General features: G+C 44.3%; 8 protein-coding genes. All 8 read left to right on the top strand.

Annotated features, from left to right (window positions below; all coding sequences use genetic code 11):
* The first annotated feature begins 381 nt into the window (after nt 1-381).
* Entirely contained in the window at nt 382-1107 is a 726-nt protein-coding gene (locus L1D55_RS26645; RefSeq protein ID WP_004737190.1) for a transcriptional regulator, read from the top strand.
* On the top strand, nt 1101-1490 hold the full coding sequence (gene tusD, locus L1D55_RS26640) for a sulfurtransferase complex subunit TusD (protein WP_239919454.1): 390 nt from the start codon (nt 1101-1103) through the stop codon (nt 1488-1490). The genes L1D55_RS26645 and tusD overlap by 7 nt, the downstream gene beginning before the upstream one ends.
* On the top strand, nt 1487-1843 hold the full coding sequence (tusC, locus tag L1D55_RS26635; RefSeq protein WP_239919453.1) for a sulfurtransferase complex subunit TusC: 357 nt from the start codon (nt 1487-1489) through the stop codon (nt 1841-1843). The genes tusD and tusC overlap by 4 nt, the downstream gene beginning before the upstream one ends.
* 8 nt (nt 1844-1851) lie before the next feature.
* Entirely contained in the window at nt 1852-2127 is a 276-nt protein-coding gene (gene tusB, locus L1D55_RS26630) for a sulfurtransferase complex subunit TusB (RefSeq protein ID WP_128159248.1), read from the top strand.
* A 182-nt stretch (nt 2128-2309) separates the two neighbouring features.
* Nucleotides 2310-2684: a 30S ribosomal protein S12 gene (gene rpsL, locus L1D55_RS26625; RefSeq protein ID WP_004737194.1), complete on the top strand. Its 375-nt coding sequence runs from the start codon at nt 2310-2312 to the stop codon at nt 2682-2684.
* A 107-nt stretch (nt 2685-2791) separates the two neighbouring features.
* Entirely contained in the window at nt 2792-3262 is a 471-nt protein-coding gene (gene rpsG / locus L1D55_RS26620; protein WP_004737195.1) for a 30S ribosomal protein S7, read from the top strand.
* A gap of 142 nt (nt 3263-3404) precedes the next feature.
* On the top strand, nt 3405-5501 hold the full coding sequence (fusA, locus tag L1D55_RS26615) for an elongation factor G (RefSeq protein ID WP_102425870.1): 2097 nt from the start codon (nt 3405-3407) through the stop codon (nt 5499-5501).
* A gap of 147 nt (nt 5502-5648) precedes the next feature.
* A partial coding sequence (locus L1D55_RS26610) for a GTP-binding protein (RefSeq protein ID WP_230849494.1) occupies nt 5649-5898 on the top strand: 250 nt, incomplete at its 3' end.

The raw sequence follows: 5898 nt of genomic DNA, 5'->3' as shown, positions 1-5898 counted from the left end.
CATGGATAGCCTCGGCTTCAAGACCGCAAAGGCATTTAGCCTCAGAGTTAGGTTTAAGAGTCAGTGTAATAAGTGATGCTGTCTGGTGAGACTTTACTATTTTAAAGCCTTCCCAGAATGAAGATAGGAAAGTATGATTCGGCATGAAAACGGTAGTTTGTGTATGATTTTTGTTTGGCGACTAAACCATATCACTTACTACCGTTTTTGTTTTTAGTTCCCGCTAATCCGCGATGAACCTTTTTTTATGATTCGAATATGAGTATTTGATTTTTAAACTTGTTCTAAATCACTAGTTGCAATGTTAGCTAGGTGTGCAATTAAAATTTTCTGATAAACTTACATAAATTTGTTGATTTTTCACACGAAGGTAAGGAATAAGTGACTACTACAGAAACAGTCAATGCAGATGTGTTACTTGAAATGGAATCAGTCAATGTCATGCCATTCAGTGAACACGATAAAATCATTCTAAGATCTTATGAAGCGGTGGTAGACGGCATTGCGAGTCTAATTGGCCCATTTTGTGAGATCGTTTTGCACTCTTTAGAAGACCTCAACACCTCTGCAATTAAAATTGCTAACGGTGAGAATACGGGGCGTCAGGTTGGCTCGCCAATTACTGACCTTGCATTGAAGATGCTAAAAGATATCGAAGGTTCTAAACGTAACTTCTCACGCTCATACTTCACCCGTGCTAAAGGCGGCGTGTTGATGAAGTCGATCACAGTGGCTATCCGCAATGGTGAAGACCGAGTGATTGGCCTGCTGTGTATTAACGTGAACCTAGATGCGCCTTTCTCACAAGTGCTGCAATCTTTCATGCCGACACAAGACGCAGACGAAGCTGCCTCATCGGTTAACTTTGCAAGCGACGTTGAAGAGCTTGTCGACCAAACGGTTGAGCGCACTATTGAAGAGATCAATGCCGACAAATCAGTATCGAACAATACCAAGAACCGTCAGATCGTGATGGAGCTGTACGACAAAGGTATTTTCGATATCAAAGATGCGATTAACCGTGTTGCTGAGCGATTGAATATTTCTAAGCACACCGTGTACCTATATATCCGTCAGCGTAAAACAGAGGATGAAGAGGGTTGTTAAGCTATACACTCCTAGTTAATGGACCTCTCTATGGTTCACAGTCAGCAAGAAGTGCTTACCAGTTTGCCGTGGCTCTGATTCAACAGGGCCACAAACTCCACAGTGTATTCTTTTATCAAGATGGCGTAAGTAATGGTTCTGACCTTACTGTGCCAGCTAACGATGAGTTTGATTTGGCTGCGGCTTGGCAAAAATTGGCAAATGAACACAATGTGAGCCTTGAGACCTGTGTTGCGGCGGCATTAAGACGTGGCATCATCAGTTCTGAAGAAGCAGAGCAGCATCAGCTTAGTGGCTCTAACTTAGCTTCTGGATTTACACAGGCTGGTTTAGGCAGCTTATCGGAAGCGCTACTCACGCAAGACAGAGTGGTACAGTTTTGAGAAAATTAGCCTTTGTATTTAATAGCTTTCCTCATACTACCGCTGCGGGTAGGGAAGGGTTAGACGCGTTATTAGCTGCGTCCGCTTATAGTGAAGATATCGCCGTGTTTTTTGTTGGTGATGGTGTGACACAACTTCTCAAAGCACAGCAGCCTGAACAGACACTGTCCCGAGACTACATCTCGGCGTTTAAGTTGATGGATCTGTACGACATCGAACAGGTGTACGTTTGTCAGCGAAGCCTGAGTCAGTTTGGTCTTTCAGCTGACGACTTGTTGATTGATGTCACCGTCGCTGAAGCTGATGAGTTAGTGCAGACGTTAGCCCAGTGCCAACAGATACTGACTTTCTAGGAAACGCTATGCTTCATATTGTTAAAACAGCGGATAAACTAAAGCTTGCACTCGTCTACTCTCAACCACAAGATCAGTTCTTGTTAGTTGAAGATGCAGTGTATGTTTGCCTTCCAAATCATGAGTTATTCACTCAAATCAGTGCAGTCGAGCACATGTCGGTATTAAAACCCGATTTAGAGAGTCGCGGCCTACAAAAGTTGGCCTCTGAAGCCATCCCGCAAATAGGCTTTGATGGCTTTGTTGAATTGACGGTTTTAAACGACAAATCAGTCACTTGGTAGCTGTGTTCTATCAGTTTGGTCAAAACTAGACCATCCTGAGCTCTAGACGGCTAAAAAAGATCTGTATATTTCTTGACACACATCCCACTGCTGAATAGAATTTTGCGTCCCTAATTGCGACATGTAGTTAGGGATAGATTTTTCACAAAGCTTACTTTCAAGTAAATTTCAGGAGCTAGTTAATGGCAACTATTAACCAGTTGGTTCGCAAACCTCGTGTAAAGCAAGTTGTTAAAAGCAACGTGCCTGCACTAGAAGCGTGCCCACAAAAACGTGGTGTATGTACTCGTGTTTACACTACTACACCTAAAAAACCTAACTCGGCACTACGTAAAGTATGTCGTGTACGTCTAACTAACGGTTTCGAAGTAACTTCGTACATCGGCGGTGAAGGCCACAACCTACAAGAGCACAGTGTTGTACTAATCCGTGGCGGTCGTGTAAAAGACCTTCCGGGTGTTCGTTACCACACTGTTCGCGGCGCACTTGACTGTGCTGGCGTTAATGACCGTAAACAAGGTCGTTCTAAGTACGGTGTGAAACGTCCTAAGTCTTAATTGATTCTCTTTTTTAAAAAGAAATCGTTAAGTAAGGCCAAACACTATTTTATTTATTATTCTGAAAAGTTTTGGAAAAAACCTGAAGAAGACAACGGAGAATATCCATGCCACGTCGTCGCGTAATAGGTCAGCGTAAGATCCTTCCAGATCCAAAGTTCAAATCTGAACTGCTGGCAAAATTCGTTAACATCCTAATGGTTGACGGAAAGAAATCTACTGCAGAAAAAATTGTTTACACTGCACTAGATGCAATGGCTGAGAAGTCTGGTAAAGACCACTTAGCTGTATTTGAAGAAGCTCTTGAAAATGTTCGCCCAGCGGTAGAAGTTAAATCTCGCCGTGTAGGTGGTTCAACTTACCAAGTACCTGTAGAAGTTCGTCCGGTTCGCCGTAACGCTCTTGCTATGCGTTGGGTAGTTGAAGCTGCGCGTAAGCGTGGTGAAAAATCTATGGCTCAACGCCTAGCTGCTGAAATGCTAGACGCGTCTGAGAACAAAGGTACTGCGGTTAAGAAACGTGAAGACGTTCACCGCATGGCTGACGCAAACAAAGCGTTCGCACATTACCGTTGGTAATACCTTTTTAGTGCTGCAAGGTTCCTTGCAGCACTTCTTTAGTTCCTATGCTTATGCTAGGAACTATTGCTATTTCTAGGGCAGGCAATTTTTATCCTAGGTATAGCAATAGTCCCTAAGTCTCTAATAAGAGGATTCAACCGTGGCTCGTAAAACTCCTATTGAGCAGTACCGTAACATTGGTATCGTTGCTCACGTAGATGCAGGTAAAACAACCACAAGTGAACGTATTCTGTTCTATACCGGTCTTTCTCACAAAATCGGCGAAGTTCACGATGGTGCAGCAACCATGGACTGGATGGAGCAAGAGCAAGAGCGCGGTATTACGATCACTTCAGCAGCAACCACTACGTTCTGGCGTGGTATGGAAGCGCAATTCCCAGATCACCGTATCAACATCATCGACACTCCTGGACACGTTGACTTCACTATCGAAGTAGAACGTTCTCTACGTGTACTTGATGGTGCCGTTGTTGTGTTCTGTGGTTCATCTGGTGTTGAGCCTCAATCAGAGACAGTTTGGCGTCAAGCTGATAAGTACCAAGTTCCTCGTATGGTTTTCGTTAACAAAATGGACCGTACTGGCGCAGACTTCTTGCGCGTTATCGAGCAGATCAAGGACCGCCTAGGCGCGACTCCTGTTCCGATTCAACTGAACATTGGCGCTGAAGAAAACTTCCAAGGTGTTGTCGATCTTATCAAGATGAAGGCAATCAACTGGAATGAAGCTGACCAGGGCATGACTTTTACGTACGAAGACATTCCAGCAGACATGCAAGAAATGGCTGAAGAATATCGTACAGAACTTGTTGAAGCAGCGGCAGAAGCCTCTGAAGAGCTAATGGATAAGTACCTTGAAGAAGGTGAACTGACAGAAGCTGAAATCAAACAAGGTCTTCGTACTCGTACCCTTAATAATGAAATCGTACTAGCAACTTGTGGTAGTGCATTCAAAAACAAAGGTGTACAAGCTGTTCTAGATGCAGTGGTTGATTTCCTTCCTTCTCCAGTTGATGTACCTGCAATTAAGGGCATCGATGAAGACGAGAATGAAGCAGAGCGTCACGCGGACGACAAAGAACCGTTCTCAGCGCTAGCATTCAAGATTGCAACAGACCCATTCGTTGGTACTCTAACTTTCATCCGTGTTTACTCTGGTGTTGTTGAAAGCGGTAAAACAGCTTACAACTCTGTGAAAAAACAACGTGAGCGTTTAGGTCGCATTGTACAAATGCACTCAAATAAGCGTGAAGAAGTAAAAGAAGTACGAGCAGGTGACATCGCGGCTATTATCGGCCTAAAAGATGTAACCACTGGTGAAACTCTGTGTGACCAGAACCATAAGATTGTTCTAGAGCGCATGGAATTCCCAGACCCAGTTATTCAGATCGTTGTAGAGCCAAGCTCACAAGCCGATCAAGATAAAATGACTATTGCGCTAAGTAAATTAGCGGCAGAAGACCCATCGTTCCGCGTCGATATGGACGACGAAACAGGCCAGACACTGATTTCTGGTATGGGTGAACTACACTTAGATATCATCGTTGACCGTATGAAGCGCGAATTTAGCGTGAACTGCAACGTTGGTAACCCGCAAGTGGCTTACCGTGAAACAATTCGTGGAACAGCGAAAGCGGAAGGTAAATTTATCCGTGAACACGGTGGTAAAGGTCAGTACGGTCATGTATGGCTGAAACTGGAACCATCAGAAGTTGGCGAAGGCTTTGTCTTCGTGGATGAAATTGCCGATGGTACAGTACCAAAAGAGTTTATCGCTTCAGTAGCTAAAGGCGTTGAAGAGCAGATGAACAATGGTGTGCTTGCTGGCTATCCAGTTCTGGATATCAAAGCTACACTATATGATGGTTCTTACCATGAAACAGATTCAAGTGAGATGGCGTTTACAATCGCTGCCTCTATGGCTTTCAGAGCGGGTGCACTTGAAGCGCAACCAGTTCTGCTTGAGCCTATGATGAAAGTTGAAGTGACTACTCCAGAAGACTGGATGGGTGACGTTGTTGGCGATATTAACCGTCGTCGCGGCATCATCGAAGGTATGGACGAGGGGACAGCTGGCCTGAAGATAATTCGTGCACAAGTTCCGTTGTCTGTCATGTTCGGTTACTCAACTGATTTACGTTCTGCGACACAAGGTCGTGCTTCTTACTCTATGGAGTTTAGTGAGTACGCTGAAGTGCCTAACAATGTTGCAAAAGCAATCATTGCAGAGCGTGGTTAAACAAAAGGAACGCATTTTTTTCATTTTTTGAAAGATCTAATGCGTCCAAATATTGCGCTAACGAGAGTTGGCGCATAAAATAGCAATTTCTGGCGCGTCTCGCTCAATAATGAACGTGGCGAATCATAACTAGGAAGGAACACGATTGTGTCTAAAGAAAAATTTGAACGTACGAAACCGCACGTAAACGTTGGTACTATCGGCCACGTTGACCACGGTAAAACAACTCTAACTGCTGCTATCTGTACTACACTTGCAAAAGTGTACGGTGGTGTTGCTAAAGATTTCGCATCTATCGATAACGCTCCAGAAGAGCGTGAGCGCGGTATCACAATCGCTACTTCTCACGTTGAGTACGACACTCCATCACGTCACTACGCACACGTAGACTGCCCAG

Origin of the sequence: Vibrio sp. Isolate22 (genome assembly GCF_022398115.1) — a bacterium.
Lineage (GTDB): Bacteria > Pseudomonadota > Gammaproteobacteria > Enterobacterales > Vibrionaceae > Vibrio.
This window is presented reverse-complemented; position numbering and strand designations above follow the sequence as displayed.

Bases quoted from the DNA above. Each gene is read 5' to 3' on its own strand.
- rpsL (WP_004737194.1), top strand. From the start codon at position 2,310: ATGGCAACTATTAACCAGTTGGTTCGCAAACCTCGTGTAAAGCAAGTT.
- tusB (WP_128159248.1), top strand. From the start codon at position 1,852: ATGCTTCATATTGTTAAAACAGCGGATAAACTAAAGCTTGCACTCGTC.
- rpsG (WP_004737195.1), top strand. From the start codon at position 2,792: ATGCCACGTCGTCGCGTAATAGGTCAGCGTAAGATCCTTCCAGATCCA.